This window comes from Candidatus Accumulibacter sp. ACC007 (assembly GCF_907163205.1).
Classification (GTDB): Bacteria; Pseudomonadota; Gammaproteobacteria; order Burkholderiales; family Rhodocyclaceae; genus Accumulibacter; species Accumulibacter regalis.
The window spans coordinates 133,896-159,369 of sequence record NZ_CAJQUD010000005.1 but is presented as its reverse complement, the minus strand read 5'-3'; the positions used below and the strand labels follow the sequence as shown (position 1 = coordinate 159,369).

Genomic DNA, 25,474 nt, shown 5'->3' with positions numbered 1-25,474 from the left:
CGCCTTCCTAGACTTCGCCGGTGTATTCGCCACGCGCCGGGTAATCCTTGCTGATCGCAAAGTCGATGGCGCCGAGCAGATCCTGGAACTGCGGGCGCGCGAAGGGCATCGTCTGAACCGCTCCGTAGTACAGCGTTCCGTCCGGGCGAACCAGGAAAACACCGGGTTCGCTGAACAGCCCGGGTTCCTCGATCCCGATCGACGTCTGGCCGCGCGAGGTGCTGATGTACAGGCCCCACTGGCGCGCGCTGCGCAGGCTCAGGCCATAGGCAAATTGCACGCCCCTGGCAGCCACTTTCTCGGCCATTTGCCGGCCACGTTCCTCGCCGTCACTGCTCACCGCCACGATCTGCACGCCACGCGACGAGAACTCGGGCGCCAGGCGCTCGAGCTCGAGCAGGTATTTGGCACAGATCGGGCAATGCAGCCCGCGATAGAAAACCAGCAGATCGAAGTGCTCGGCCGGCGACGCGCCGAGGACGAAACGTCCGCCGGAGGTCAGCGGAACGTTGAGGGCGGGAACCGGGTGGCGTGGGAGCAGTGCGTTGAGGTGCATGTGGATCTCCTTGTGCAGGGTGGCTTGCGGGCGGAACTCAGCTCAGGTTGGCGGTGACACGCGACTGGACGCGCTTGCCGTGGGGGTGCCTGCGTCACCACCGATGTGGTCCCAGGGCGCCTTCGATGCAACGAGCAAATGCAGCGCAAGGCCGACGCCCGGGTCGCCGTCCACGTTGCCCAGGGCGACCCCGTGGATCGTCCCGTTCAGGATACCGCACAGGGTCGAGCCGCAGACGCCGCAGAACGCCAGGCCCCAATCGTTTTTTCGGCGATATCGGGCAAGCTGCTCTGCGCCGCTTTCCCAGGTCAGCGTGCTGCCGCCGGACAGCGCCGCGTAAGCCGACGACGCACCGCTGAAGGCCTTGCGACATCGCGAACAATGGCAGGCGCGCGCTGCTTGCAGGTGGCCGTTAATCTGATAGCGTACCGCCCCGCAAAAACATCCGCCTTCAAGCACGGGGCCCACCGCGCAGGGTCATTGCCTTGGCGGTCAGATCCACTTCATTTTCTTGAAGACGAGATACTGCGCAACGGCAAAGGCGACCAGCATGCCGCTGACGAGTACAAATGCCGAGTCATTCTCGGTCCCCGGAATGCCGCCAACGTTGATTCCCAGAAGTCCCGTAAACAGTCCCAGCGGAAGAAAGATGGCGGCGACGATCGACAGCACGTACATCGTCTTGTTCATTTTCTCCGAGAGGTGGTTGTTCAGCTCTTCCTGGGTAATTGCCGCCCGATCACGGGCCGAATCGAGGTCATCGACGAAGCGTGCCGTGCGTTCGGCGAGTTCGCGGACGCGCACCCGGTCAGCATCGTCCAGCCAGGGTACGCGCTCGTTCTGCAAGCGGGCGAGCACGTCGCGCTGCGGCGATATGTAGCGCCTCATGCTGATCGTCTGTCGGCGGAGATGCGCGAGCTTGGGGCGCAGTCCCTTGGTTTCCTCGGTCAATACCGCGTCTTCCAGCTCATCGACGCTGTCATCGATGTCGCTGATCACATCGGCCATGCGATCGGTGAGCTTGCTGGCCGCCATGATCAGAAAGTCGCTGATCGAGTCCGGGCCCTTGCCGGCCTGGATACTCCTGTTGATGTCGTCCATGGCCATTACCCGCCGATGCCGCATGCTGATGATGCGATGCTCGTCGAACCACATGCGGATGGCGACCATGTCTTCGAGATCGGCGCCGGGGTTGAAGTTCACTCCGCGCAGGATCAGGAGCAGAGCATTTCCGGATGACACGACGCGTGGGCGGGTTTCCTCGGCCATCAAGGCGGCACAGGACACTTCGTCGAGTCCGCTTTCTTCGATCAGCCATTGCTTTGCCCCGTCGTCAGCATAATCGAGATGCAGCCACAGAATGCCCTGGCCCGGTTCCCAACTGCTGATTCGATCCCAGTTCATCGGTGTTCCGGACCCTCCATCCAGAAGGTACGCAAAGACCAGGCCGCTCTTCTTCTTTCCCATGCTCAAAATCCAGTCATCTCGTTAATCGATAATCGCGGCGGGTCAGTCCCGGACCACGTCAGGTTTCCCGACTTCCTCGGGCAGGGAAAAGTTCGACCGTATGATGCGTGATACAACTATTGGCCAGGCATTCCCGACTTCTCGCAGCGCGCATCCCGGTACGGCCCGCCGGCCCGTACCCAACCGGCGCCGGGGAGCGTCTGGGCGCAGAATATCTGACCATCGAGTTTGCTGCGCCAGAGATACCATGGCGCTGGCTCGGCAAGGACAGACGACCACCACAGCAGGCATGGAAGCAAAATGGTAAAGCCGGTTCTCATGCCGCCTCCCGGGGCGATCGATCGACCGCGGGTGCAGTGGTCGGCAGCTCGCCGGGCGCACGTTCCACGCCGGGACGGCCGAAGTCAGGCGCCACCTGTCGACGCTCCGCCGTCGCGAAATCCGTCCGGAGGTGCGCCGCCGAAGACACGAAAAGCCACCGCCGCCTTGCCCTGACGCTTCACTTCGTACATCAGTGCATCGGCGGCGGCAAGGGCATCGGTTGCCGACACGCCCGGCTCCAGAAAGCTGACCACGCCAATGCTGCACGTGATCTCCAGGCTGCTGGCCGAAAACGCCTCACGTAGCTCACGGTCAAGATTCTCGACAACCCGCTGCGCGCCCTGCCCGTCGCTTTCCGGCAAGAGCAGCGCGAACTCGTCACCACCCAGGCGCGCCGCGATGTCCGTCTTGCGCAGCGCTTTCTTCAACGCCTGCCCGGTCGTGCGCAGCACGCGATCGCCTTCGGCATGCCCCAAGCTGTCGTTGACCGCCTTGAAATCGTCGAGGTCCGCGTAGGCCAGCGTGAGCGGAGTGCAGCGTCGCTGTGCCATCGCCAGCTCGTGTTCGAGCCGATCCTCGAACGCCCGCCTGCTGTACAGGCCGGTCAGGACGTCGGTCCGCGCCAGGTAGCGTTGCTCGACAAGGCTGCCACGCAGCGCGATGAGCAGCGAACTGGTGACGCAGAAGAAACCGAAACGGATGAGCGCGTTCCAGACCGGGATCGCCGGATGCGAATACGGAAAGCCGCTGGCCAACTGAGTGCCGTACCAGAGCACACAGCTGATTGACGCAATGCCGATGCCGGCGCGGCGTCCACGGTACCAGGTGGCCAGCGCCACCGGCCCCAGGTAGAAGAGCGACATCGATATCTCGTAACCGGTGAGGTAGTCCGCCACTCCGACAAGGAGCGCGCCAAGCAGGGACAGCGCTATGATTCGTCGGCCTTCCAGACGATCGAGAAAGCGATCGGCAGCCGCGAGTATGGGCACAGCTGTCAGCGCGCGCGCAGGGAACGAGGACAGGCGGTGCCGCCATTTTCATCGCCGCCAAGCGCAACACTGTCCAAGGCAGGATCGCCAGCGATGGCGAAGCCGCCGCGCATGGCCCTACTGGCTGGCGACTGCCGCATCGTTCTTGCGCCGCGTCTCCGGCTCCGTCCAGCGCTGCTTCACCCATGCCATTCCGGGCCTCGTCGCGATCCACTGCTTACTTGCTTGCTTGCTCGCACGGACGAGGATGTCCGTCAGCCAATCGTTGTTTGGCGTGATAGTTTGCAGTGGCATTGAGGTTCTCCCGTTGGAAACTGCAACTGTTACGATAGCGCGGAATGGCAAGCTCCGGGGTCTCGGTTTTGTCGTCGGCACGCCAATGCTCGACAAGGGCACGCAGCAAGCAGTACACAGCCCGTGCACCGCACTGGGGTAAAATGGCGGCCCTTACGGACGACGCGCGAGCCGACGATCTCTGCCTTGTTTGGTGCTCGAGACGCCTCCGAGCACCAAGCTCCTTGACTGCCCCGCCTGCACCCGCTTTCCCTGACCGATGACCGCCACAAGCGCCGCTGCCCCAACACCTTCGCAGGACCCTTTCGCCGACTGCCTGGCGCTCGACCAGCGTCGACTGCGCGCGCTGACGCGGGATCTGCGGCATGGCTTCGGCGCCAAGCGTGACGCGCTGCTCGCCGAGCGCGACAGCCTGGTCGAGAAATCCCGTGCGGCGGTGGCCGAGCGGCGCGCGCGCCTGCCGAAACCGGTCTTTGCCGACGATCTGCCGGTCAATAGGCGGCGCGCCGAGATCGCGGCGCTGATTGTCAGGCACCAGGTGGTGATCGTGTGCGGTGAAACCGGATCCGGGAAGACGACGCAGATTCCCAAAATCTGCCTGGAAATCGGTCGTGGTACCACGGGACTGATCGGTCACACGCAACCGCGCCGAATCGCCGCGCGGTCGACGGCGGCGCGAATTGCTCAGGAACTGCAGAGCGAGGTCGGGCGGCTGGTCGGCTACAAGATCCGCTTCAGCGACCGGACCACGCCCGATGCCTTGATCAAGCTGATGACCGACGGCATTCTGCTCGCCGAGACGCAGGGTGATTCCTGGCTCGAGCAGTACGACACGCTGATCATCGACGAGGCGCACGAGCGCAGTCTGAACATCGACTTCCTGCTTGGCTACCTCAAGCAGTTGTTGCCCAAACGCCGCGATCTGAAGCTGATCATCACTTCGGCAACGATCGACGCGCAGCGTTTTGCGCAGCACTTCGACGATGCTCCGGTGATCGAGGTCTCGGGCCGATTGCATCCGGTGGAGTTGCGCTATCGACCACTGCAGAAAGACGACGGCAACGAAGCCGGCGGCGCGGCTAGCGGACGCAGCGAACGCGGTGACGACCAGCGTGACCTCTGTGAGGCGATCGTCGACGCCTGTGACGAGCTCGATCGCGCCGGTCCGGGCGATGTGCTGGTCTTTCTGCCCGGCGAACGCGAGATTCGCGAGGCCGCCGAGGCGCTGCGCAAGCATCACCCGCCGCATACCGAAATCCTGCCGCTCTTCGCCCGCCTGTCGGCCGAAGAGCAGGGACGGATCTTCAAGCCGCACGTCGGACGACGCATCGTGCTGGCGACCAACGTCGCCGAAACCTCATTGACCGTGCCGGGAATCCGCTACGTCGTCGATAGCGGCCTGGCGCGCATCAAGCGCTATTCGTACCGCAACAAGGTCGAGCAACTGCAGATCGAGAAGATCGCGCAGGCCTCGGCCAACCAGCGCGCCGGGCGCTGCGGGCGGGTCGCGGCCGGGGTGTGCATCCGTCTTTACGAAGAACAGGACTTCGCGCTGCGTCCGGAATATTCGGAACCGGAAATCCTGCGTTCGTCGCTGGCCGGGGTGATCCTGCGCATGAAGGCGCTGCGCCTTGGCGACATCGAGGAGTTCCCTTTTCTCGAAGCGCCGCCGCGCAAGGCCATCGGCGACGGCTACCAGTCGTTGCTCGAACTCGGCGCGGTGACTGCCGACAACGCGCTGACCGCCACCGGCCAGGAGCTGGCGCGGATGCCGCTCGACCCGCGCCTGGGGCGGATGATCGTCGCCGCTCGCGACGAAGGCTGTCTGCGCGAAGTGCTGGTCATCGCTGCCGCGCTGAGCGTCCAGGATCCGCGTGAGCGCCCACAGGACAGGCAGGGCAGCGCCGACACCGCGCACCAGAAGTTCGCCGACCCGAAATCCGAGTTCCTCTCGTGGCTGAAACTGTGGGACTGGTACCAGGCCGAGGTCGAGCACCGCAAATCGCAGCGCAAGCTGGTGCAGACCTGTCACGACAACTTCCTCTCCGCACTGCGCATGCGCGAGTGGCGGGACATTCATGCGCAGCTGCATAGCGCCGCGGCCGAGTACGGATGGCGCGTGAACCAGGTCCCGGCGAGTTACGACGCCGTGCACCGCGCGCTGCTCGCCGGGCTGCTCGGCAACATCGGCTGCAAGTCCGAGGATTCGGCGCATTACCTTGGCGCGCGCGGCATCAAGATGCTGATCCATCCCGGCTCGGCTTTGCAGAAGAAGGCCGGCAAGTGGATTGTCGCCGCCGAGATCAGCGAAACGACGCGCCTGTTCGCGCGGTGCGTCGCGCGTATCGAACCCGGGTGGCTGGAGCTGGTCGGTGCGCATCTGCTCAAGCGCAGCCATTTCGACCCGCACTGGGAAAAGAAGGCGATGCAGGTGGTCGCTTTCGAGCGCATCACGCTTTACGGGATCGTCGTCGACCCGCGCCGACGGGTGAATTTCGGGCCGCTTAACCCGCCCGCGGCACGCGAGCTGTTCATCCGCCAGGCCCTGGTCGCCGGCGAGGTCAGCGAGGAGCTGGCGCGGCGCTGGGACTTCTTCAAAAACAACCAGCAACTGGTACTCGACATAGAGACGTTGGAGCACAAGTCGCGCCGACCCGACGTGCTGGTCGACGACGAACTGATCTTTGCCTTCTACGACCAGATCGTTCCCGAGGGCATCTACAGCGGCGCCAGCTTCGACAAGTGGCGGCGCGGCGCCGAGCGCGGGCAGCCGCGACTGCTGCACCTGGTGCGCGAGGACTTGATGCGCCACGAGGCCGCCGGCATCACCAGCGAGGCTTTTCCGCATCAACTGCAACTGGGCAGCGTCGACTACCCGCTGGCCTACCACTTCGAACCCGGCAGCGCGCGCGACGGCGTCACGCTGACCCTGCCGCTGGCGCAACTGAATCAGATTCCTGCCGCGCGCTGCGAGTGGCTGGTGCCTGGACTGCTCAAGGAGAAAGTGCAGCAGCTGGTGAAAACGCTGCCGCAGCGAATTCGCGCCAAGCTGGTGCCGGTGCCTGACTTCGCCAGCGAGTTCGTCGACCAGGTGCCGCCGGCGGACAAGCCGCTGGTCGGCGCCCTGGTCAGTTTCATCCTGCAAAGCCGCGGACTCAACGCGCGCGGCTGGGACCTCACTCCGGACGCTTTTCGCCCCGACGCGGTGCCGGCACATCTCAGCTTCAACTTTCGATTGGTCGACGAAAACGGCCGACAACTTGGCGTCAGCCGAAGCTTGAGCGAACTGCGCAGCGAATGGGGACGCGAGGCGAAGCAGGAGTTTGCCGAGTTGCATGATAAGCCGGCGGAGTTTTCGGGAATGACCGACTGGAGTTTCGGTGAGTTGGCCGAGCTGATCGAAGTCGAGGTCGGTGGCGGCCAGACGGTTTTCGGCTACCCTGGCTTGACCGACGACGGCGATAGCGTCTCGGTGTGCGTCTTCGATTCTCCCGAGGAGGCGCTGCAGGCGCATGCGAGCGGGCTGCTGCGACTGTTCATGCTGCAGTTTCGCGAGCAGATCAAGTACCTCGAGAAGAACTTGCCCGGACTGACGCAGATGGCCATGCAGTTCATGGCACTGGGGACGCTCGACGAGCTGCGCCGCCAGTTGCTGGAACTGACTTTCACACGCGCCTGTCTGAACGATCCGTGGCCGACCGACGCGGAGAGTTTCAACGTCCGCTGCCTGGAAGCCAAACAGCGGGTGGGCTTGCTGGCGCAGGAGGTCTGCCGACTGGTCGGCCAGATCCTCGGCGACTGGCTGGCCCTGCACAAGAAGCTGCCGGCGTTCAAGGCCTACGGCAGTACGGTGCATGACATCGAGGGACAGCTGGCGCGACTGATCGGCAAGCGCTTCATCGTCAACACGCCTTTCGAACGTCTGCAACAATTTCCGCGCTACCTGCAGGCGATCTCCGTGCGCCTCGACAAACTGAAGACGGGCGGCGCCCATGGCGCAGCCCGCGACACCCGCCTGCTGGCCGAATACCTGCCGTTGTGGACCAACTATCAACGACGCGCCACGGTGCTCGCCAAGCAGGGGGTCAGCGACCCACAGGTCGAGCAGTTCCGCTGGTTGCTCGAGGAATTGCGCGTGCACCTCTTTGCGCAGGCGCTGCGCACACCGGTTCCGGTGTCGAGCAAGCGGCTGCAGAAGATGTGGGAGGGGATCCAGTGATCGCCCAACGGCGATCAGACCGTTAGAGATGGAGAGTGACTAAGTGACTGAAATTGTTCTTGCGCTGGGGCGCAGCTTGCGAACGCTTGGGCGTGGGCGCGTCTGGCTGTTGTTCTTCGGGCCGGCAGCGGTGGCGCTGGTCATCTGGATAGCGCTGATGGTGTTTGCGCTGGAAAGCCTGATTGCCACCCTCGTCGAGCAGCCGCCGATGACCTGGCTGGCTGGCTGGGGCGCTGTCTGGCTGGCCAAGCTCGGCGCGGTGCTCGGCGGCTGGCTGCTGATTCTCGCGGCGGCATTCATCACCGCCATGTTGCTGGCGGCGATCTTCGTCATGCCGCTGCTGCTCGATCATGTCGCCCTGGCGGACTACCCCGAGCTGGCACGTGTCGGCAAGGACAGTGTGGTCGCCGGAGCGTGGAACAGCATTGCGGCGCTTCTGCTGTACATCGTTGGCATGCTGCTGACGCTGCCGCTATGGCTGGTGCCGGGACTGGGATTGGTGCTGCCGATCCTGTGGATGGCCTGGCTGACGCGGCGCACCTTTGCCTTCGACGCGCTCACCGTCCATGCCACCGATCAGGAATGGCGTGAGCTTAGGCGACAGCACGGCATCCCGCTGCTCGTGCTCGGTGTCACTCTGGCGCTGCTGGCGCATATCCCGCTCCTCGGCCTGCTCACGCCGACGCTGGCAGCGCTGGCCTATTCGCACTTCTGTCTCGAGGCGCTGCGGGGCCTGCGGAAGGGTGCGCTGGTGGCGGTGATCGACGAGCAGCCGAAGATCGAGGAGATCAAATGAGGAGCTTCGCGGCGATCATCATTGGCGACGAGATCCTGTCGGGAAAGCGTGCCGACCAGCACTTTGCGAAAGTGGCCGAGTTGCTCGCCGCGCGTGGTTTGCGCCTGGCGTGGGTCGAATACCTGGGTGACTCACGCGCACGTATCGCGGCGACGCTGCGCCGGACCCTGGGTGCCGGAGACGTGGTGTTCAGCTTCGGCGGCATCGGCAACACGCCCGACGACCAGACCCGGCAGGCCGCGGCGGAAGCGCTGGGCGTCGATCTGGTTCTGCACCCCGACGCGGAACGCGAAATTCGCACCCGTTTCGGAGACCAGACCAACGATGTTCGCCTGCTGCTCGGTACTTTTCCGCGCGGCGTGGACATCATTCCGAACCCCTTCAACCGCATTCCGGGCTTTCGTGTCCGCGATCATCACTTCCTTCCCGGGTTCCCGCAGATGGCGCATCCGATGGTCGAATGGGCGCTCGAAACCTTCTATAGCGATCTTTTCGATTGCCATGCGACCGTTGAGCAGGCGTTCCTGTTGACCGGCGCCAACAGCTACGAGAGCGCGCTGCTCGATCTGATGGAAGGCATCGTCGCCGACTTCCCGACGCTGCGGCTGTTCAGTCTGCCGTCGATTACACCTGACGGACAAAGGCGGCACCTCGAATTGGGAGTCGAAGGCGAACACGCGCTGGTCGATCAGGCAATGACGCGCATTCGCCTGGAGGTCGAACGGCGCGGCATCGACTGGCGGTGGCGGCCATAAGCAGCGACGGGCCGCTGACCAGGCGCTGCCGGCAAACGAGAAACCCCGGCCGCAGCCGGGGCCTGGGCAGCGCCGAACGGCGGCGCCGTTGCTTACTTCTTCGGGGTCAGCGCTGCGGCGGCCTTGGCGGTCGCGCTACTGGCGGCCTTGACATTGGTGTCGACGATGTCGGTCATCTGCTTGGCCATTTGCGAGATGTTTTCGAAGGCCGTGCTCGAAGCGTTCATCATCTGCTGCATGGCTGCACCGAAGACGTCGCCAGCGATCGGGGTGGCGACGCCACCCTTGCCGACCAGGCCGGACGCTTGCTGCGACATGCTGCTGTACTGCTGCTCCATCACCGAGGTGATCTCGCGCTGCATGTTGGCGGCCAGATCGTAGAGGCCACGCGAGTACTCGAGAAGCTTCTCTACGTTGGGCTGGGCCATCGAACCGGCGACATTGCTCAATTGCGCCGGGTCCTTGAGTTCCATCAACTGTTGTGCGCCGCTGGCACTGTTGTTGAACAGCTCACGGCTGGCGGCCAGGTTGAGGGCAGAAAGCTGCTCCATGCCGTGAAAGGCCGTGCGCACCAGGGTCATCATGACCTGTGCGTTGGCTTTCTGGCTTTCGGCGAGTTTTTCGAGATCGATGGTGTTCATATGTGTTTACCTCCGTGTATGGCAGTGATGAGACGCGTGACGGAGACGCAGCGACACGCTTTCTCTGCTCCCGCCGTGGGCACTACGGTTCAGGCCAGGCCAGGATGCCAGTTGCGCAGCGTCTAAAAAGAAACCCCCGAGGAATGTCGGGGGCTCTGTACACGCTTGCTGCTCAGACAGCCACTGCGAGCCCGATACTCAGGATGCTGTCAGACCTATTTCTTGGCGGCGGCGGCGGTGGCGCCAACTGCCTTGACCGTCGCGTTGGTCGCTGCGGCAACGTTCGATTCGGCGATATCGGCAACCTGCTTGGCAGCCTTGTTCATGCTGTCGAAAGCGGACGTCGCCGAAGCGATCGCCGACTTGACGGCGGAAACGGCAACTTCAGAGCCGACCGGTGAATTCTTGGCGGCTTGCTCAAGCAAGGTGAAGACCTGCTTCTGGAAATCCGCAAACTGCGCTTCGAGAAGCTTGGAGACTTCTTCCTTCGATTGCGCGGAGATTTCATAGACGCTACGCGTGTAGGCGACGGCCTTTTCGAGATTGGGCTGGGCCAGCGAAGCCTGCACCGAGAACAACTCCTGTGCGTTCTTGGCGCCGAGCATCGCCTTGGCGTTGGAAACGCCGTCTTCCAGCATCGAGCGGGCGGTATTCAGGTTCAGCGCAGCAATGCGCTCGGCGCTCGCCAGAGCGGTGTTGGCAAGAGTCAGCATGGCGTCAACGGAAGCCTTGTTGGCTGCGGCGAATTGCTCGGGTTTGGTAAACATGGTCAATCTCCTAAAAAGATGGGGGTACAACACGTGCAATGTCAAACTCGGTGATCCCGCCGGTATTGGCATCCGGATCGTTTGCTGCACTGCACCATGAGCTGAATTATAGACTTCCGACGGAACTTGTCAAGTGTTTTTTGGTGCGCCGCAACAAATTCCGTAGGTTACTGGTTTTATGATGTTTAGTGGGTTTATGGACGTATTCACGAAGGCCTTGAATGGGCTTTCTGTTGCGCCGCCCCCCCCCGGTGTCGGGCGCCCTACTTGCCACTTTGCGCAGGCTTGAGGGTCAGCGGGTCGCCTTTCGGCGCCGCAGGATTCTCGTTCTTGCTGCGTGGCTGGATGATTGCCCGTACCCGTGCCTGAGCGGCGCCAGTGGCGCTCTTGCTTGCGCCGCTGCCGGTGGTCACCAGGTACTTCTCATTGAGCGCGTCATAGGAGATGTAGGCACCCCTGACTTCATCGAGCCCGCTCTTCACCCAGGCGCGATTGAAGAATTCGCTTTTTTCGGCGCGTGCGTCGTAGTCGATCCGCTCGGCCTCGCCTTCGACGTAGTCGTCTTTCCCGTCGCGTTTCTGCTTGAAACGGGCAAGCCCGTTGGCCCCTCCGGTGGCGGTACCCTTCTGGAAACCATCGGCATCCTGGGTGACCACCAGTCGATTGGTGAGAATCTGCAGGGTGCCCTGGATCAGGATCACGTTGCCTTCGAGGACCTGCACCTTGTTGAGGTCGTCGATGCTCATGCGGTCGGCTTCGAGCTGAACCGGTTTCTCACGATCCGCGCGTTCGGCCTGTGCCGGCATCGACACGATGGCCAGGAGGCAGCTCGCGCAGGCGAGGCGGAATGTCTTCTTCATGGCTGTGCTTTCTTTTTCTTGGCCGAACGGCTTTCAAATTGCCCGGTGACGCTGGATTCCAGCAAATAAGTCTGCAACTTGTTATCAACCTGCATACCGATCCCCTGCACCCATGAGCCGCCCTGCGTGATCAGCACCTGGCTCTTGGTAAACGCTTTTTCCTCGTTGGTAAGCACCGTCAATTCGGAGGTTTCGACGAGCAACGGCGCGTTCTTGCCGCTGCCAGCACGGCGCACTTCAACCTGCTCGCTGAGATCCACCCGTTCGCCCTTCGGGCCCAGGTGACCGTGGACGGCGCTGATGGTGACCGGCGGTCTGGTCGGATGCAGGTAAACCAGCTTTGGTCTGTCCATGGTGGTGGTGTCGTCGTCGGGATAGTGACGAATCTCGTCGGCAATCAGCGTGTATTCGAGGTTTCCCGAGTGGTCTATCTTGCGCAAGGTCGCGCCGCTGACGATGTAGTCAGGATCATGGCGGAGCTTGCCATTGGCCGGCGTTTCGGTGAATTCGGTCACATAGCGTAGCCAGAAAGTCAGCGCTGCCAGAATCAACAAAATACCGATGGGCAGGGCTGCGCTGCTCCACTGTCTCATTGCCCGCACTCCGCAGGAAAGGACGAGGAAAGAAACGGCCGCACCGGCAGGGTCAGGGCGACGGCGTCAAAGGCCATCAGATAACCTTCGCCTGGAAGAGGTCGTGCATGTTCAGGGCGCCGAGCAGAACGCCGCCTTCGTCGACGACCGGCAGCTGATTGATCTTGTACTGCTCCATCATCTGAACCGCTTCGACGGCGAGGTGGTCCGGACCGATCGAGTGCGGCTTCCGGCCCATGATGTCGGCTACCGAGAGCGAGCGCAAATCGACGCCCCTGGCAAACGCGCGCCGCAAGTCGCCATCGGTGACCACTCCGATCACCCGCCGCTCGGGCGTGACCACTGCCGTCATGCCGATACCGCCGCGCGAAATTTCGAGAATCGCATCGGGAACGCTGGTCGCGGAAACGACTTCGGCAAGCGCGGTCCCGGTGCGCATGACGTCGCGAACGTGCGTCAGCAAGCGCCGTCCGAGGCTGCCGCCGGGGTGGGAACGGGCAAAGTCTTCGGCGCCGAAGCCGCGCGAATCGAGCAAGGCGACCGCCAGTGCGTCGCCGAGGGCGAGGACGGCGGTGGTGCTCGCGGTCGGCGCGAGATTGAGCGGGCAGGCTTCCAGCGCGACCGCTGCGTCGAGATGCACATCGGCCTCGACGGCCAGCGCCGACTGCCGGTTGCCGGTGATGCTGATCAGCTTGGCACCGAGGCGCTTGACGATGGGCACGATCATCAGCAGCTCGGCGCTTTCGCCGGAATTCGAAATCGCGATCAGCACGTCGTCACGGGTGATCATCCCCAGATCACCGTGACTGGCCTCGGCAGGATGAACGAAATACGCGGGCGTCCCGGTGCTTGACAGCGTCGAGGCGATCTTGCGCCCGACATGACCGGATTTCCCCATGCCGCTGACGATCACCCGGCCGTGGCAATTGAGGATCAGTGCCAGCGCCTGCACGAAGGCTCCGTCGATGCGCTCGGCCAGGGCCATCACGGCGTCGGCTTCAATGCGCAGAACCTGGCGGGCAAGGTCTAGCGCCTTCGATGATGGCAGGGTTTGGTTCATCGCAAGACAGCGGTTATCATCCGGCGAGTATAACAGAAGCCCCAGGCGCTCCCATCGCCCGCCAGCACGACGCGCGGGGTCAAAAAGTGAAGTCGACGACATAAGGGACAGATGGATACGCTACCCACAATTGTGATGCTGCTCGGCGCCTCGGTGGTCTCGGTGATCGTCTTTCGTTCCGCCAACCTGCCGCCGGTTCTCGGCTATCTGCTCGTCGGCACGGTGATCGGCCCGCATGCGCTCGACCTGGTCGGCGGCGTCAGCGGCATGCAGCATCTGGCTGAGTTCGGTGTCGTCTTTCTGATGTTCTCGATCGGACTGGAATTCTCGCTGCCGAAACTGTACGCGATGAAGCGCATCGTCTTCGGTCTCGGCCTGCTGCAGGTCATGGTGACCATTGCCGTGGTCACCGCCATCGTCACTGCGCTGAAGCTGAGCTGGCAGGAAGGGGTCGCTCTCGGCGGCGCGCTGGCCATGTCGTCTACGGCGGTGCTGACCAAGCTGCTCACCGAGCGTCTCGAGCTCGACAAGGCGCATGGCCGCGAGGTGATGGGCGTACTGCTCTTCCAGGACATCGCCGTGGTGCCGCTGCTGATCCTGATTCCGTCGTTTTCCGAGTCGCCCGAGCGGATGGCGACGATGATGGGCCTGGCCATGCTCAAGGCCGTCGTCGTTCTCTCGCTGGTGCTGTTTTTCGGGCAGCGCCTGATGAGCAAGTGGTTCTTCATCGTCGCCCGCGGCAAGTCAGCGGAACTGTTCATGCTCAACGTTCTGCTCATTACCCTGGGACTCGCCTACCTGACCGAGGTGGCCGGACTGTCGCTGGCGCTGGGCGCTTTTGTGGCCGGTATCCTGATCTCGGAAACCCAGTACCGGCATCACGTCGAAGAGGACATAAAACCGTTCCGAGACGTCCTGATGGGACTGTTCTTCGTGACCATCGGCATGATGCTCGACATCCCGCTGGTGCTGGCCAACGCGCCGCTGGTTCTCGGCGTGCTGGGCGCTCTGCTGGCCGTCAAGTTTGCCCTGGTGCTCGGTCTCTCGCGGCTCTTCGGCTCGACTTTCGGCGGCGCCATGCGTACCGGGCTGTGGCTTTGTGCTGGTGGCGAGTTCGGTTTCGTCCTGCTCTCGGAAATGCGCCACCTGCAGCTGCTGCCGGCGATGGTCCTGCAGGCGGTGCTGGCGGCGTTGGTCCTGTCGATGCTGCTGGCGCCGCTGATCGTCCAGTACAGCAACCAGATCGTGCTGCGCTTTGCTGCCGGCGAGTGGCTGATGCGTTCCATGCAAATGACGCAGCTGGCGGCAAGAACGATGAATACCGACAAACACGTGGTGATCTGTGGCTACGGCAGAACCGGCCAGTATCTGGCCCGTTTCATGGAACAGGAAGACGTCAACTACCTGGCTCTCGACCTCGATCCGGAGCGTATCCGTGAGGCGACGGCAGCCGGGGAAAACGTCATCTACGGCGACGCTGCCCGGCGTGAAACGCTGGCCGCTGCCGGCGTCGGACGGGCCAGCGTACTGATCATTTCCTTTGCCGACGCACGGGCTGCGGAGCGCGTCCTGGAGCACGCTCGTCAGATCAATCCCGACTTGCCGATTGTCGTTCGCACGCTCGACGAGAAGGATCTCGACGTCCTGCTGCATGCGGGCGCTGCCGAGGTCGTCCCGGAAACACTGGAAACGAGCATGGTGCTCGCCTCGCACGCATTACGCCACCTCGGCGTGCCGCACGCGCAGGTTCTCGAACATTTTCGCCAGACGCGGATCGGTCACTACAAGACGCTGCGTGGCTTTTTTCACGGCGAGAGTGATTTCGAAGAAGAGGCGCACGATAGCGACGAAGCGCGCCTGCACTCGATTCTCCTCGGCGAAGGCGCGCATGCCATTGGCCGGACGCTTGGCGAACTGGCCTTGCAGGAACTCGGCGTGGAAGTGACGGCCGTCCGTCGACGCAAGATCAGGGCTCTCGAGCCGTCGCCGGAAACCCGTTTCGGCGCTGGCGACGTGGTTGTCCTGCGCGGCACGTCAGGCGCCTTGAGCGCTGCCGAGGAGCGCTTGCTGCAGGGGTAGAAGGCAAGAAAGCCCGTGCTGCTGGCGGGCTTTTCCTTTCTTGTCCTCGCCCGCTCCGCGTCCGATGGCGCGGGCGAAAGGCTCAGTAGGCGGCGCAGACGGTGTACTGGCTGCCGTCGACGATCAAGTTCGTTGCCACGGCGGCGGTACCGCGGGCAGCGCCGTCGGCGACGGCCTGCACCGAGCCGCCGGCGGTATTGCCGTCGTCCATGGTCGAGTCGATCTGCTTGACATAGCGACCGAGGATGCCTGCGGAGCAGATGAAGAACGCTCCGCGCATTCCGGCTATGTACGGTGCCGCAGCGCCGGCAGCGTCAATCCCGCTTTCGACACCGATGAAACCACCATCGGCGTTGCGCGGCCGGTATTCGACCGCAGCGAGGGTCGTGCTCCCGGTCGCCAGATTGGCCAAGCGGACATGCTGCCAGAATACAGAGCTTTCGTCGGTGGCGACGCCGGTGCCGGCGCCACCAGCGTTCCATGCTCCATCGACGCGGCCGTTGTTCTGGGCGCACAAGCCGTTGGCCGCCGGGGCGCAGGCAGTCGGTGCCATTGGCGCAGGAAACGCCAGGTTCAGCTGCGCCTGCGTCTGGTCGCCCGGGAACGACTTGAAACGGTCCTGATAGCCATACGCCAGGCTGGAAACGGTGCGGAAGTCACCGATCATGTTCTTCACCTTGGCGCTGTTGATCAGCTCCTGGCCTTTCAGTACCCCGCCGAGCAGCAGGCCGATGATGACGAGTACAATGGCAATCTCTACCAAAGTAAAACCCGCCTGTCGCGGTTGCAGCTGGTTCATCTCGTTCTCCCGTGTGTATCAAAAGTGATATGGGGTAACAAGCATGTTTCATGCCAGCCTGAGTGGGCTTTTCCAGCCACGAAAGTCGTCCGAACTGTCGGGTTTTCGACACTTGTGTCCGGAGTCGGACTGATGAAGGACATTCCCGGCACGCCGCGCATCGCCGTCTGGAACGGTCCATGAACCTGCTCCAGCGCCTGGCCGGGGCATTGCGCCAGCGCCAGCGCTGGCTGCTCATCGCCTTGCTCGGCCTCTTGCATCTGGCGCTTCTGGCCGACGCCGACAGGGCGTTCGGAATGCTCTGCTGGCTGGTGCATGTTGGCCTGTTCATTCTCTGGCAGCCCTTCATTTACGCCGAGCGAAGGCTCGATATCAGCGCTTTGGCGGTGATTGCGCTGCTCCTTGGCTGTGGCATCGTCTTCTATGGTTGGTGGCTGCTGATCGTCTGGGTGGTCATCCTGGCGGCTCTCGTCGGCGGACGCGTGATGTTCATCGATCATCGGCCGACACGAATCTTCTACCTGATCGCTTTTGCCTACCTGCTCGCCGCGCTGCTCTTCTGGCTGGTACCGCGCGTGGTCCCGAATGCGGCGCTGATCGGGCCTTCGCTGGATCGTGAATTTGCCTGGGGAATGCCGCTGTTCCTGCTGCTGATGACCCTGCTGCCGCTGTCGAAGGATAGTGACCGGCCGGGCGGCGCTATGGTCGACCTGTTCTACAGCCTGTTCATTTTTCTGCTCATTGCCGTTCTGGTACTTGGCAGCCTGGCCTTCATGCTGCTCCGCCAGTCGGGCTATTTCGAAGCCGTATTCAACACCTTGACGTCGATTGCCCTGCTCCTCCTGCTCATCGGCTGGACGTGGAACACGCGCCCCGGTTTCACCGGCATCGACGTTTTCTTCTCGCGCTACCTGCTGACTATCGGACTGCCGTTCGAGAACTGGCTGCACCGCTTGACGACGCTGGCCGGCAGTGAAAGCGACCCGGAGCGGTTTCTCTCAAAAGCGCTCAACGAGATGCTTGATCTGCCGTGGGTCGAAGGCGGCACCTGGGTCGCCGAGGCACGCTCCGGCACCTTTGGCTGCCAGTCGAATTCTTGCCACGAGTTCTTCGGGCAACCGCTACGCCTGACCCTGCACACCCGTCACAAGCTCAGCCCGGCACTGGTCTGGCACTTTCACCTGCTGGCCCAACTGGCCAACGAGCACTATATCGCCAAACTGCGCGCGCGCGAGTTGCAGCAGGTCAGCTACCTGCGCGCGATCCACGAAACCGGCGCCCGCCTGACGCATGACGTCAAGAACCTGCTGCAATCGCTGAACAATCTGTGTTACCTGGCGCAGACCGCCAACGGTCAGGATGGCAGGCGTCTCGAACTGCTGCTGGAGCGCCAGTTGCCGCAGATCACGCAACGCCTGCAACAAACCCTGGCCAAGCTTCAGAAGCCGCAGAGCGAGGCCGGCGGGGCGCTACCGGCGGCCATGTGGTGGAAGATCCAGCAACAACGCTACGCCGGCCTGGCCATCAGCTTCGCTCCAGCCGAACTCGACCCGGAGGTCCTTGTGCCCACCGCCCTGTTCGACAGCGTTGCCGACAATCTGCTGCAGAACGCCTTGCTCAAACGGCAAACGGAAAGTGATCTACGGGTACACATCGCGCTCGCCTCTGACGCCTCGGTGCTCAGCGTCTGCGATACCGGCAGCGCGATCCGGGAGGAAGTCCTTGCCGACTTGCTGCGCGCGCCGCTGGCGTCGGAGAACGGCCTGGGCATCGGCCTCTATCACGCGGCGCGCCAGGCTGAGAGTTGCGGCCACGAATTGCGTCTGGCCTGCAACCAGCCCGGCAGGGTGTGCTTCGAGTTGCGCCGGTGCGGCCAGGGCACCGCAGCCACGGACCTGGGCGCCGGCCTGTCCTAGTGGTCCCGGGGAGGTCGGTCTATGCGCGTGGCGCCGCGACAGCGCTGCCGGTCCGGCGGCCGATCAGCCGGTGGACGACCATGTTTCCCTTGCCTTTCAGGTAAATCGTCTGCGCCTGATGAAATTCGAAACGCTGCTGCAGGCGCCGGTAGGTTCGCTCATCGACCTGGACCACGCCGGGAGCACCTTCGCTGGTGACCCGACTGGCAATGTTGACGGTGTCGCCCCACAGATCGTAGATGAACTTCTTCTTGCCGACCACTCCGGCCACTACCGGCCCGGTGCCAATACCAATGCGCAATTCGAGGCGCATCTCGTTGAGCTGGAGATCGTCGTGCAGCAGCTGGCACATCTCCAGCGCCATCTCGGCCAAAGCGCCGGAGAAGTCGCTTCGCGCATCGTTGAGGCCGCCGGCCACCATGTACGCGTCGCCGATGGTCTTGATCTTTTCCAGCCCATACTTTTCCGCCAGCTCGTCGAAGCACGAGAAAATCTTGTTGAGCATGGCGAAAACCTGCTGCGGCGCCATTCCTTCGGCGACCCTGGTGAAGTTCACGATATCGGCGAACATGACCGAGACCTCGGCAAAGCCGTCGGCAATCGGCTGACTGCTATTTTTCAGACGTTCGGCGATGGGCGCTGGCAGGATGTTGAGCAGCAGTCGCTCCGAACGCTCCTGCTCGACTTGCAGCAAACGGTGCGCTTCCTGCAGGCGTTGCTGTGCGCGGTGCTTTTCGCTGTCCGAGTAGCGCAGCAGCAGGTAAACGATGCTCGATACGGCGGTGAAGTTGAGGGCGAAGAAGAATGCCGTCGTCGCCGCTGGCACCTCGTATGGCGGAGCGCTCGCCGAGTCGGCCAGGTAGTAATCGAAGGCTCCGGAAAGAGTGGTCAGAAAGACATAGGCGAAAAACCACGCCCCCGACTCACGCGGGCCGATGAACAGCACGGCACCGATCGGTGCCAGCAAAGCCCACAGGCTGATACCACTGGCGGTGATGAAGCTGCCGATAGTCCACTGCGCCACGAAGGGCGTAAACAGGAACAGCGACAACTGGATCAGGCGGAAGGCATTGAAGTTCAGAGTCTTCAGGTAGACCAGCAGATTCCCGACGAGCAGCAGCTGCAGGGCAAAGGGAAGGTTCGACGAGAAACGCGGCCCGAGTTGCCAGTAGATCGACAGCCAGACCATCGACGCCAGGCTGATCAGGCCGGTCGCGAAGAAGAGCAGCGACTTCTGCAGACGCAGCTCTTCAGAGTCGCCCGCACAGATGCCGGCGTTGCGCAGGCGGTCGACGAAGGTCCGGGTGGCCATCATTGCGCAGTTCGCTGAAGGTAGAACGTAGGCATAGGCCTATTGAACCCCAATCGACGGGGAGGGTCAATGCGTCGATGCAATGCCGAGGCGAGACGCTCCTGGGTCATCTCCAAGCCGCTAGGGCAACTTGCCGGCCCTGATCATGCGGCTGAAAAGCACCCCCGTGGGAATCCACACGACCTCGTCGTCAAAGGCATCGGTCGCTGTCCTGTACACGAAATCGCGGTTGGCGGTGTTGATCCCGCCGCCGGTCAACTGGTTGTCCACTTCATCGGCGTCGGCACCGGCCGCCATTTGCGTTCCCAGGACCGTGTATGCTCCGTTGCCGTTCTTGCCGTGCGAGACAACGACGGCCGGTACGTCGGTCGCGATTCTTGCGCCAGCGGCGACGTTTGCGAACACCGTCAGGTCGCCCGGCGAGCAGAGCGCAAAGGCCGCGCTCAGGGGTGGCGAAGGCGGGGGCGGAAAGCATTCAGTGAAATCGGCGGTGGGGACGGTTTTGGTAAAAGCGCGGGTCACCCGATAAGTGAAGCGCCGTCCCCAGGCATCGGTCTCCGGCACTCCCAGGGTCGCCCACGGAACAACTCCGGCGAGATTGGCGCAGCCGGGAGGAAGGCCCCCGCCTCCCGGACCCCACGCCCCTTCAAGCCCGGCACCGACCGCGCCGCTGACCAGGGTCGCCGACGCCGGGCACGGCAAGCGGCCGTTGACTACCAGATAGCCCAGCATCGTCTCGCGGATCTCGGTCAGTGCTCTTCTGGTGTCAGCAACATTGCGAATATCGATCTGCGTCGACAGGGGGGTCAGCAGGCCACCGATGAGCAGCGCGACGATGACCAGCACAACGGCCAGCTCGGCCAGCGTGAAGCCGTCGTGTCGCGCTCGCGGAGAAGGGCAGTGGCTCATGGCAGGCAGCGCACGACATCGGTCGCCGGCGTGCGATAGTCGAATACCGACACACCGCTGAAGTTGGCGGCGGCAGCCGTCGGGACATTGAATGAGGCGAGGTTGGGGTTCTCGAGGTAGTTGTTCTTGTTGGCCCTTTCGACACCGTCGTTGCGACTCTGGCCAGCTCCTCTGCGGCCGGCGAAGATGAGGACGCGACTACAGATGGCCGAGGCAGCGTCGTCAATGGTGATCGGTGCCGGCGCCGGGAGTTGGGTCAAGAACAGCATTTCCTTCCAGTTTGTGCAGAAGGCGGGATTGGGAGCCTGGTTGCAGAGCAGGTTGTCGGTTCCCTTGTTGCCGGTGAGCGTGATCGCCTGCAAGTGGGCCTGGAAAGTTGCATCATCGAGCAAGTTGGCAATCTCGCCGGAAAAGTCGCGGCGCCTGATTAGCGGGTCGAAGATGTCGGCTGCGGTAATGAACAGGAGACGGTCGTTGTAGAAGTCGGTCTCGGCCATCACGAAGCGCTTGTTGTTATTGCCCGAGGCGACTCTATTGTTGGTGCTGCCGGCGAAGTAGTTGACCTCTCCGCTGATCGCATTGGTGTTGTCGAAAGTGTCCAGGTAATTGCGCGCGTCGTAGTTGCCGCCACACTGACTGTAGGCGGCGTCAGCCAGATCCCGCGCCTGGCCACCCAGTGAGCGTCCGGGAGCGACGATCAGCGCTGCGAGATTGATTGCCACGACCGCCCCGTTGCTGTCGATCACGTCGATCTGCCCCTGCGTGTCCCAGTTGAACACCGCCGTCTTGACAACCCTCTGGAAGCGCCCCGCGACCACATACCAGAGGCACTCACCCTGGCTGCGAAGCGGCCCGCTGGTCAGCGTCTTCCAGGGAAGTTTGCCGATCACCGAGCGATCCTGGCCGTTGCCGGCAAAGTTTGCCGAAGCTCCGCCCTCGGCTGCGACGCCGAAGCCGTCGACACCCAGGTCAGGCAATCGCAAATAGCCAGCGTCGCTTATCGAAGGCTGTGCGATGGCGTCAGCGATGAGCGCGTCGCGGCCCTGGGCCAGCGCGTCTGTCGTCTCCAGTGCCCGCGCCGTCAGGAACTGGGTGGTACTGAGTTGCCCGACGAATACGTACAGCCCGAGCAGCGTCAACAGGGTCAGCATGGCCATCAGCGCGATTCCGCTCTGCTGCGGCCGGAGCGGCAGTCGGTGGTGGTCGTTGCGCAGCTGCCTCATTAGCCGGCACGACTGGTCACGATCGCCAGGCAAAGTTCTTGCGCAGCCCGGAACATCGCCTACTTCGCCCCCGTTGTCGCTGAATGAATGCTGATCCGGCCGCCGTTGAGCAGATCGCTGGCCACGCCGGAGTTGCGGTTGACGGTCTGTCCGACACGGGCTCTCGCCGTTGGCGAATCGCTGAGTTCGAGCAGCACCTTGCCGGGGTCGCCGTGCCGCGGCGTAACCGTCAGGTCGCTCAACCATTCGTTTTCATGCTGCGGGTGGCCGTTTACCCACGCCGTACGCCGACCACTGCTGCGCGTGACGACGCCGTCGATGGTCAGCGTCGGGTCGGGGGGGAGTTGCTGCTGGTCGAGAAGGTTCATTTCGCGCTGGCGATCAAGCTGCTGGCGGCGCTCCGGGGTGAAGAACAGGCGACCGAGCGCTTCCTCATCGGCGCCAGCTGGCGGGCAGGTCGCGACGAGGAGCAGCGCGGCGCACACTGCCGGCACGGCGAGCCTAGCTGATCGGACGAACTCGGTCATCGGCTGTTTCCCCGCCTTTCTGGTCCATTTCTGCTCATCTCCCGCTCACTTGCTGCGCACGTCACGCAAGGTCAGCCACTCGATTTCACAATCAGCCATCAGATTTGCCCGGCCACCACCACGCTCGTCGCCAGTCACCGGCAGACGTTCGATCCGGCAGCTCTTCACCCTGATCAGAGCCTTCGCCTGCCGCTGCAAGTCGTCGAGCAGGCGGGTAAGGTCTTCTTCATGCAACAGCTTCAATTCCAGCCTCATGCTGCTGGCAAAGACAACGAAATCGTTTCCGGCCTGGCCGTCAAGCATGCGTTGCGGCGCGATCTCGTAGCGCAGATCAATCAGACGATGCTTGTCGCGAATATCCTTGAGCAGCTCCACCCAATCGAGGCGCTGCTCGTTGCCAATGATGCCACGCTCGCGTAGCGTGTTGAAGACAATCGATTTCTGCTTGACCTCGCTTTCTTCGTCACGGACCTGCTTCAGCTTTCCGTCGGCTTCGGCGAACTGGGCAGCGATTTGGACCCTGGCCTGCTCGGCGCTTTTCCTGGCGTCGAAGGAGACGTAGAGGGCGAGCCCGCCGGCGGCGACCATCAGGATGCCAGCGAAGGCGCTCGCTTGCAGCTTGCGAAAATCAGTGCGCACGATCTTCATGAGCCGATCGTCCGCCGGATCTGCACCTTGAATGATCGCGACTCCTTGCCTTCCAGTGCCGCGTCGCCACCTTTGAGCGACTTTCCCGACTCGACGTCGAAGGGCTGCTGCAAGACCTCGACCTGCAGTTGCCGGTTGCCTCTGAGGGCGGCGACGAGACGATTGAAAACAGCCAGCACCTGCCGCGGGTTGCTGCCTTCACCAAGACGCAGGGTGCCATGGATAATGGCCGTCTCCTGATCGACGGGCTGCAACTCGCCGCCCGGAACATTGCCGCCAGGCACTGGCGGGCGTTGCACAGTCCCGGCTTCCCAGTCGATGGCCTCGAGGTCGACCCACTCCGCGCTGCCCAGCGCGCGGCTGATCTCGCGGAACATGGTCGTTGGTGACGCGCTGTTCCTTTCCAGCTCGACGTAGCGGTTGATGACCCGACGCAGGTTTTCGTTGCTGGTTGGAATCGCTGGAAAAGTCTTGACTATGTCGGCATAACGCTGGCGAGTGAGCCCGGTCTCGGTGGTGAGAACCTCGACCTCGTTCCTGATCTGCGCGGCGTCGAAAAGCTGCTTGCCGGCGAGCAGCAGACAGCTCAGCAAGGCGAACGTACCGACTCGGCGCACGATCGAGCGCAGCAGCCATAGATGGTAGTCGTGTCGCTGATCGTCGTTGGCAAACTGTGCGCGTGGAGGATCTGTGGCCAGCAGGTGCAGGAAAAGCGGCTCACAGCGCGTTTCCGTGGGCAGCGTCTTGAGTTTGCACTTGCGCGCGCTGTCTTCGATGTCGAGGATGACGAAGGACAGGGCTTCGCTATCGACACAACTGCTGGCAATGGCCTTGCGCGCGCTGGCGTGTGCCAGGAGGTAGGCCGTGATCGGCTGCCGGCGGCCGATCAGGCGCTGACCGACCAGATATTGCTGCAGTTTCAGGGCTTCGCTCGAGAAGGTCTGCGCGATGCCGCCAATACTGCTGTTGTGCAACGGCGTCAGGCGGCTGAAATGCAGTTCGCCGTTGTCCAGGTAACTCTGCCGAAGGCTCTGGTCCTGGATGGTCAGCAAGAGGCACGGTTGCGCTGGGATGCCGAGCTTGCGCAGGAGCAGCGGTGCCAGTAGTGGCAGCGAATAAACGCCGGCGAGGGGCAGTTCGGCGCTGGCCAGGGCGTCGAGCCAGGGGGCAAAAACCTCTGGCCTGGTCAGGGCGGCAAGCATGATGCGTTCGTCCTTGCGGCGCGACTTCTGGTGCCCGAGCGAAAGCGCCGTCTGCAGCTTGGCATTGAAGAACAGCTGCCCGAGCTTGCGCGCGATGATCGCCTGGCGATCATTGCCGCGCAGGAAGGGAATGGTCTCGATATGAAAACCCTCTTCCGAGACGTTGGCCAGGAGCGCGAAGACACTGCTCGAGTTGGCCGCCAGGTAGTCGGCGAACGCCGCTTGCCCGCTTTCGCTGGCGTCGAACGAGCGCTCGTCGGTCAACTCTCCCGATTGCCAGGCGAAGGCCGACAAATGATGGGTGCTGAGGTAGAGGAGGCGAGTGGCAGCCATCGTGCTATACCTGAATCTTGCTGATCACGTCGTAGACCGGTCCGAGAACGGAGAGCATGATCCAGCCGAGCAGCGCACCCATGACGACGGTAAGCAGTGGTTCGATCAGCTGCTGCATGCGCGCCACCGATTCCTTGACGTCGCGATTGTAGAAGTAGCTGACGTTCATCAGGGCGTCGTCGAGCGCGCCGGTATTCTCGCCGACGCGCAGCATGCGGATGACCAGCGGCGGAAAGAAACCGGTGGCGTGAAAGGCAGCGGTCACGTTCTGCCCCTCGCCGATCAGCTGTTCGACACGTTCCAGGCCGCGGCGAATGACCAGGTTGCCGACGACGTCCTGCGTCGTACGGATGGACTCGAGAATCGGGATGCCGGAGGCGTAGAGCAGCGCGAAGGTGTTGGCGAAGCGGGAGAGGGCGATCTTGCGCAGGATGTTGCCCAGAAACGGCAAGGCGAGCTTGACGCCATCGAAGCGAAAGCGGGCCAGCGGATTGCTGTGCAACAGGGCGCGCACGCCAAGCGCCAGGATCGCCGGCAGTACGAGCAGCAGATACCAGTAGTCGACCATCAGATCGGAGACGAAGAAAAGGACGACCGTCTGCGTGGGCAGGACCTGTCCCATGTTCGTCACAAACATCTTCAGCTGCGGAACCATGTACACCATCAGGAAAAAGCTGGCGGCCAGGACGATGACGCCAACGAAGGCGGGGTAGGCGATCATCTTCTTGGTTTGCGAGGCGAGTTCATCCTCCCATTTCAGTGACTCGTTCAGACTGTGCAGGACTTCCGGCAGGCGCCCGGTCGTTTCGCCGGCGCGGATCAGGCTGACGAAGACGGCGTTGAAAACGCTTCGATGCCCGTCCATCGCCTGCGACAGCGTCTGCCCCCCCTCGATGGCTTCGATCAGGCTGGCCACCACCTCCCGAAAGCGTGCGTGCTCAAGACTGTCGCGCAGATCGGTCAGTCCCTCGATGACCGGCACGCCAGCACGCACCAGTTGCTGCAGATGGAAGCAGAAGTGAATCATTTCCCGGCGCGGCACGCCGCCGCTGGCGAACAAGGTGCGCTGGCTGAGCGGTTCGCCGCTGACCAGATCCAGTTCCATGCGCCGCAAACGCATTTCGAGGTCAACCAGGTTGAGGGCGTCGATCCTGCCGAGCAGCATCCGCCCCTCGGGATTGACCGCCTTGTAGGTGTAGAGCGGCACC

24 protein-coding genes are annotated in these 25,474 nt (G+C 63.0%); 5 read left to right on the top strand and 19 right to left on the bottom strand.

Going from position 1 to position 25,474, the window contains the following annotated elements; genetic code table 11:
• Positions 1–7: 7 nt before the first annotated feature.
• The 6 genes from QZ634_RS13765 to QZ634_RS13740 form a co-directional block, all read right to left on the bottom strand.
• On the bottom strand, positions 8–556 hold the full coding sequence (locus tag QZ634_RS13765; RefSeq protein ID WP_291989265.1) for a peroxiredoxin-like family protein: 549 nt from the start codon (positions 554–556) through the stop codon (positions 8–10).
• Positions 557–598: 42 nt separating this feature from the next.
• Positions 599–1,015 (bottom strand): GFA family protein, encoded by a 417-nt coding sequence (locus QZ634_RS13760; protein ID WP_291989264.1) that lies wholly within the window; start codon positions 1,013–1,015, stop codon positions 599–601.
• A gap of 33 nt (positions 1,016–1,048) precedes the next feature.
• Positions 1,049–2,023: a zinc transporter ZntB gene (locus QZ634_RS13755; RefSeq protein WP_291989262.1), complete on the bottom strand. Its 975-nt coding sequence runs from the start codon at positions 2,021–2,023 to the stop codon at positions 1,049–1,051.
• 116 nt (positions 2,024–2,139) lie between these two features.
• On the bottom strand, positions 2,140–2,343 hold the full coding sequence (locus tag QZ634_RS13750) for a hypothetical protein (protein WP_291989260.1): 204 nt from the start codon (positions 2,341–2,343) through the stop codon (positions 2,140–2,142).
• Between the two features lie 84 nt (positions 2,344–2,427).
• Positions 2,428–3,333, bottom strand: a complete 906-nt coding sequence (locus QZ634_RS13745) for a GGDEF domain-containing protein (RefSeq protein ID WP_291989258.1) — start codon at positions 3,331–3,333, stop codon at positions 2,428–2,430.
• 117 nt (positions 3,334–3,450) lie between these two features.
• On the bottom strand, positions 3,451–3,627 hold the full coding sequence (locus QZ634_RS13740) for a hypothetical protein (RefSeq protein WP_291989256.1): 177 nt from the start codon (positions 3,625–3,627) through the stop codon (positions 3,451–3,453).
• 259 nt (positions 3,628–3,886) lie between these two features.
• On the opposite strand from QZ634_RS13740, the gene hrpA reads away from it, so the two are divergent.
• From hrpA to QZ634_RS13725, 3 genes are read left to right on the top strand one after another with little or no spacing between them, the layout of a single operon-like run.
• Positions 3,887–7,846, top strand: a complete 3,960-nt coding sequence (gene hrpA, locus QZ634_RS13735; RefSeq protein ID WP_291989254.1) for an ATP-dependent RNA helicase HrpA — start codon at positions 3,887–3,889, stop codon at positions 7,844–7,846.
• Between the two features lie 43 nt (positions 7,847–7,889).
• Positions 7,890–8,642, top strand: coding sequence for an EI24 domain-containing protein (locus QZ634_RS13730; protein ID WP_291989252.1), 753 nt, complete (start codon positions 7,890–7,892; stop codon positions 8,640–8,642).
• The gene (locus QZ634_RS13725; protein ID WP_291989250.1) at positions 8,639–9,397 is read left to right on the top strand and encodes a molybdopterin-binding protein; all 759 of its coding nucleotides are present in this window, start codon (positions 8,639–8,641) and stop codon (positions 9,395–9,397) included. Before QZ634_RS13730 ends, QZ634_RS13725 begins: the two co-directional genes overlap by 4 nt.
• Positions 9,398–9,489: 92 nt before the next feature.
• Here QZ634_RS13725 and QZ634_RS13720 read toward each other — a convergent pair whose 3' ends face one another.
• The 5 genes from QZ634_RS13720 to QZ634_RS13700 all read right to left on the bottom strand — a co-directional run bounded on the left by QZ634_RS13720 (position 9,490) and on the right by QZ634_RS13700 (position 13,318).
• Positions 9,490–10,038: a phasin family protein gene (locus QZ634_RS13720; RefSeq protein ID WP_291989248.1), complete on the bottom strand. Its 549-nt coding sequence runs from the start codon at positions 10,036–10,038 to the stop codon at positions 9,490–9,492.
• 215 nt (positions 10,039–10,253) lie between these two features.
• A complete protein-coding gene (locus tag QZ634_RS13715; RefSeq protein ID WP_291989245.1) occupies positions 10,254–10,805 on the bottom strand; it encodes a phasin family protein in 552 nt (183 codons plus the stop codon).
• Positions 10,806–11,068: 263 nt separating this feature from the next.
• Positions 11,069–11,665 carry a lipopolysaccharide transport periplasmic protein LptA gene (gene lptA, locus QZ634_RS13710; protein WP_291989243.1) on the bottom strand — a complete coding sequence of 199 codons (597 nt, stop codon included), beginning with the start codon at positions 11,663–11,665 and terminating at the stop codon, positions 11,069–11,071.
• A complete protein-coding gene (lptC, locus tag QZ634_RS13705; RefSeq protein WP_291989242.1) occupies positions 11,662–12,258 on the bottom strand; it encodes an LPS export ABC transporter periplasmic protein LptC in 597 nt (198 codons plus the stop codon). The genes lptA and lptC overlap by 4 nt, the downstream gene beginning before the upstream one ends.
• A 76-nt stretch (positions 12,259–12,334) precedes the next feature.
• Complete coding sequence (locus QZ634_RS13700; RefSeq protein ID WP_291989241.1) at positions 12,335–13,318, bottom strand: KpsF/GutQ family sugar-phosphate isomerase; 984 nt, start codon at positions 13,316–13,318, stop codon at positions 12,335–12,337.
• A 111-nt stretch (positions 13,319–13,429) separates the two neighbouring features.
• Here QZ634_RS13700 and QZ634_RS13695 point away from each other — a divergent pair, with 111 nt between their 5' ends.
• Complete coding sequence (locus QZ634_RS13695; RefSeq protein WP_291989239.1) at positions 13,430–15,397, top strand: monovalent cation:proton antiporter family protein; 1,968 nt, start codon at positions 13,430–13,432, stop codon at positions 15,395–15,397.
• An 82-nt stretch (positions 15,398–15,479) separates the two neighbouring features.
• On the opposite strand, the gene QZ634_RS13690 is transcribed toward QZ634_RS13695, so the two are convergent.
• Positions 15,480–16,196: a prepilin-type N-terminal cleavage/methylation domain-containing protein gene (locus QZ634_RS13690; protein ID WP_291989237.1), complete on the bottom strand. Its 717-nt coding sequence runs from the start codon at positions 16,194–16,196 to the stop codon at positions 15,480–15,482.
• Positions 16,197–16,375: 179 nt separating this feature from the next.
• Here QZ634_RS13690 and QZ634_RS13685 point away from each other — a divergent pair, with 179 nt between their 5' ends.
• Positions 16,376–18,112 (top strand): ATP-binding protein, encoded by a 1,737-nt coding sequence (locus QZ634_RS13685; protein ID WP_291989235.1) that lies wholly within the window; start codon positions 16,376–16,378, stop codon positions 18,110–18,112.
• A gap of 19 nt (positions 18,113–18,131) precedes the next feature.
• On the opposite strand, the gene QZ634_RS13680 is transcribed toward QZ634_RS13685, so the two are convergent.
• The 7 genes from QZ634_RS13680 to QZ634_RS13650 all read right to left on the bottom strand — a co-directional run bounded on the left by QZ634_RS13680 (position 18,132) and on the right by QZ634_RS13650 (position 25,473).
• Entirely contained in the window at positions 18,132–19,427 is a 1,296-nt protein-coding gene (locus tag QZ634_RS13680) for an adenylate/guanylate cyclase domain-containing protein (protein ID WP_366145401.1), read from the bottom strand.
• Between the two features lie 117 nt (positions 19,428–19,544).
• Positions 19,545–20,333 carry a type II secretion system protein gene (locus QZ634_RS13675; RefSeq protein ID WP_291989233.1) on the bottom strand — a complete coding sequence of 263 codons (789 nt, stop codon included), beginning with the start codon at positions 20,331–20,333 and terminating at the stop codon, positions 19,545–19,547.
• Entirely contained in the window at positions 20,330–21,490 is a 1,161-nt protein-coding gene (locus QZ634_RS13670) for a hypothetical protein (protein WP_291989231.1), read from the bottom strand. Before QZ634_RS13670 ends, QZ634_RS13675 begins: the two co-directional genes overlap by 4 nt.
• 125 nt (positions 21,491–21,615) lie before the next feature.
• On the bottom strand, positions 21,616–22,083 hold the full coding sequence (locus QZ634_RS13665) for a hypothetical protein (RefSeq protein ID WP_291989230.1): 468 nt from the start codon (positions 22,081–22,083) through the stop codon (positions 21,616–21,618).
• Positions 22,084–22,128: 45 nt separating this feature from the next.
• On the bottom strand, positions 22,129–22,731 hold the full coding sequence (locus QZ634_RS13660; RefSeq protein ID WP_291989228.1) for a hypothetical protein: 603 nt from the start codon (positions 22,729–22,731) through the stop codon (positions 22,129–22,131).
• Positions 22,728–24,266, bottom strand: a complete 1,539-nt coding sequence (locus QZ634_RS13655) for a hypothetical protein (protein ID WP_291989226.1) — start codon at positions 24,264–24,266, stop codon at positions 22,728–22,730. The genes QZ634_RS13660 and QZ634_RS13655 overlap by 4 nt, the downstream gene beginning before the upstream one ends.
• A 4-nt stretch (positions 24,267–24,270) precedes the next feature.
• Positions 24,271–25,473 (bottom strand): type II secretion system F family protein, encoded by a 1,203-nt coding sequence (locus tag QZ634_RS13650; protein ID WP_291989224.1) that lies wholly within the window; start codon positions 25,471–25,473, stop codon positions 24,271–24,273.
• Between the last annotated feature and the right edge of the window lies 1 nt (position 25,474).

Bases quoted from the DNA above. Each gene is read 5' to 3' on its own strand.
- QZ634_RS13680 (WP_366145401.1), bottom strand. From the start codon at position 19,427: ATGATGGCCACCCGGACCTTCGTCGACCGCCTGCGCAACGCCGGCATC.
- QZ634_RS13740 (WP_291989256.1), bottom strand. From the start codon at position 3,627: ATGCCACTGCAAACTATCACGCCAAACAACGATTGGCTGACGGACATC.
- QZ634_RS13755 (WP_291989262.1), bottom strand. From the start codon at position 2,023: ATGGGAAAGAAGAAGAGCGGCCTGGTCTTTGCGTACCTTCTGGATGGA.
- QZ634_RS13765 (WP_291989265.1), bottom strand. From the start codon at position 556: ATGCACCTCAACGCACTGCTCCCACGCCACCCGGTTCCCGCCCTCAAC.
- hrpA (WP_291989254.1), top strand. From the start codon at position 3,887: ATGACCGCCACAAGCGCCGCTGCCCCAACACCTTCGCAGGACCCTTTC.
- QZ634_RS13750 (WP_291989260.1), bottom strand. From the start codon at position 2,343: ATGAGAACCGGCTTTACCATTTTGCTTCCATGCCTGCTGTGGTGGTCG.
- QZ634_RS13715 (WP_291989245.1), bottom strand. From the start codon at position 10,805: ATGTTTACCAAACCCGAGCAATTCGCCGCAGCCAACAAGGCTTCCGTT.
- QZ634_RS13690 (WP_291989237.1), bottom strand. From the start codon at position 16,196: ATGAACCAGCTGCAACCGCGACAGGCGGGTTTTACTTTGGTAGAGATT.
- QZ634_RS13720 (WP_291989248.1), bottom strand. From the start codon at position 10,038: ATGAACACCATCGATCTCGAAAAACTCGCCGAAAGCCAGAAAGCCAAC.
- QZ634_RS13655 (WP_291989226.1), bottom strand. From the start codon at position 24,266: ATGGCTGCCACTCGCCTCCTCTACCTCAGCACCCATCATTTGTCGGCC.
- QZ634_RS13665 (WP_291989230.1), bottom strand. From the start codon at position 22,083: ATGACCGAGTTCGTCCGATCAGCTAGGCTCGCCGTGCCGGCAGTGTGC.
- QZ634_RS13725 (WP_291989250.1), top strand. From the start codon at position 8,639: ATGAGGAGCTTCGCGGCGATCATCATTGGCGACGAGATCCTGTCGGGA.
- QZ634_RS13700 (WP_291989241.1), bottom strand. From the start codon at position 13,318: ATGAACCAAACCCTGCCATCATCGAAGGCGCTAGACCTTGCCCGCCAG.
- QZ634_RS13670 (WP_291989231.1), bottom strand. From the start codon at position 21,490: ATGGCCATGCTGACCCTGTTGACGCTGCTCGGGCTGTACGTATTCGTC.
- lptC (WP_291989242.1), bottom strand. From the start codon at position 12,258: ATGAGACAGTGGAGCAGCGCAGCCCTGCCCATCGGTATTTTGTTGATT.
- QZ634_RS13695 (WP_291989239.1), top strand. From the start codon at position 13,430: ATGGATACGCTACCCACAATTGTGATGCTGCTCGGCGCCTCGGTGGTC.
- lptA (WP_291989243.1), bottom strand. From the start codon at position 11,665: ATGAAGAAGACATTCCGCCTCGCCTGCGCGAGCTGCCTCCTGGCCATC.
- QZ634_RS13660 (WP_291989228.1), bottom strand. From the start codon at position 22,731: ATGAAGATCGTGCGCACTGATTTTCGCAAGCTGCAAGCGAGCGCCTTC.
- QZ634_RS13685 (WP_291989235.1), top strand. From the start codon at position 16,376: ATGAACCTGCTCCAGCGCCTGGCCGGGGCATTGCGCCAGCGCCAGCGC.
- QZ634_RS13675 (WP_291989233.1), bottom strand. From the start codon at position 20,333: ATGAGCCACTGCCCTTCTCCGCGAGCGCGACACGACGGCTTCACGCTG.